Raw genomic sequence first — 1,909 nt, forward strand, 5'->3', positions numbered from 1 at the left:
GGCCACGGCCGCGCCCACGCCGGTCGAGCGCACGGCGGCGGGATAATAGGGCGGGGTCAGGCCGTACAGCGTGAACTGTCCGCCCATCAGCAGGAAGCCGGCGGTAAAGGCCAGCCCGGCGATCGCCCCGCCGCTGGCGCCGGCCAGCAGCACCAGGGCCGCCGCCAGTCCCGCGAACCCGGCCAGCAGCGGCCAGCGCGGTCCCAACCGGTCGACGACCAGGCCAAACGCCAGGCCTCCCGTCGTCCCGCCCAGATTGAACAGCGCCGAGACCAGGAAGGCCGAGGCCGGCGGCAGGCCGCGCGACACCAGCAGGGTCGGCAGCCAGTTGAGCAGCAGGTGCAGGGTCAGGGCGGCCAGGGCATAGCTGAGCCAGATGCAGGCCGTGGCCGGCCAGCGCCCCGCCCCGAACAGGGCGCGAGCCTCCTGGCCGGGTTGGCGGTCGGCGGGGTCGGGCCGTCCGACCGGCAGCAGCCAGTACAGGAGCGGCGCGACGACCAGCGGGACCAGGCCGCCGACCAGGAAGATCGCCCGCCAGTCATCCAGGGCCATGGGCGTGCGGGCGACCAGGCCCGCCACCGCCCCGCCCAACGGCATGCCGCCGGCGATCAGGGCCACCATGGTCGCCTTGCGGGCGGGACTGGCCCGTTCGGACGCCAAGGCGATCAGCATCGGCATGGCCCCGCCCAGGCCCAGGCCCGTCAGGACCCTTACGATCAGCAACGGCCAAAAGCCGCCCGCCAGGGCCGTGAGCAGCGAGAACACCCCGAACGCCGCCACCGAGGTGGCCAGGACCGACCGCCGCCCGACCCGGTCGGCGATCACCCCGCCGACGCTGGCCCCGACCATCAGCCCGATCAGGCTGGCGCTGAACGCCCATCCGGCCTGGCCCGGCGTCAGGTGCAGGGCCGGCAGCATGCGCGGCGCCGCCACCCCCATCGACTGGATGTCGAACCCCTCGATCATCGCCGCCAGCAGGCAGACGAGCCACACGGGCCAGGTCCTGGATGTCGTCATGAGCGCCCCTCTCGTCGAACAAGGGTACGCGTAAAAAGAACCCTCTCCCAGAGGGGAGAGGGTGTCTCATGGTGCTACCGCCCCATCTCGTCCGCCACCGTCCGCGCCAGGGCCTCGTCGAAGTCGGTGACCTCGACATAGCCCAGCCGTCGCCGGATCTTGGCGTTGTCGATGAACAGCGGGTAGTCGAGGTCCAGGCCCGACACCGCCTTGGCCAGGGCGCCGTGCGCCACGTCGGGATGGGCCAGCTGGACGTCGCCGGGCCAGTTCAGGTGCTCGGCGAAGCTGGCGGCCCAGGCGATGTTGGTGGGGGTGTTGGACCGGCCCAGATTGTAGGTCTCGCCGCCGGCCCGGGGGTGTGTCGCCGCCAGGGCGATCCCTGCCGCCACGTCGTCGACATAGCCGAAGGTCGCCCGCCAGCTGGCCCAGGGATGGGGGATCACGATGCGCGGCCGCCGCTGGGCCATCGGCCGGATCGCCCAGGAAAACCGCCTCTGCCGGTCGCCGGGACCGAACACCATCGGCAGGCGCAGGATCGTGGTCTCGAACCCGCCGGCCGCCCTCGCCGCCGCCTCGAGGGGGATCTTGTCGTAGTCGTCCATCCAGGCCTGAGGGTCGCCGACCGCACGGAGCTTGGCCAGGCGGTAGGGGAAGCGGCTGGCGCGCAAGGGCGCCTCCTCGGTCAGCCGGTCCCAGATCGGCGTCGGCCGGCCCTTGCGGTGCAGGCCCTCGTAGTTGCGATAGACGTCGACCGAGCTGGCCATCACGTAGCGGGCGATCCGACCGGACAGGGCGTCCAGCAGCGGCAGGGTGTCAGCCTGGGTATAGGCGATCAGGTCGATCACCGTGTCGGCGCCCAGGTCGCGGACGGCCGCCAGCACCGCCGCCGGGT

The 1,909-nt window shown here is 72.6% G+C and carries 2 protein-coding genes; both read right to left on the bottom strand.

Annotation, left to right across the window (positions count from 1 at the left end):
- On the bottom strand, nt 1-1,017 hold a 1,017-nt coding region (locus WAL33_RS01070; RefSeq protein ID WP_422177640.1), incomplete at its 3' end, for an MFS transporter.
- A gap of 74 nt (nt 1,018-1,091) precedes the next feature.
- Nucleotides 1,092-1,909: NAD-dependent epimerase/dehydratase family protein (locus WAL33_RS01075; RefSeq protein WP_422177642.1), on the bottom strand; the 818-nt coding region annotated here is incomplete at its 5' end.

Source organism: Caulobacter sp., assembly GCF_049283275.1.
GTDB lineage: Bacteria > Pseudomonadota > Alphaproteobacteria > Caulobacterales > Caulobacteraceae > Caulobacter.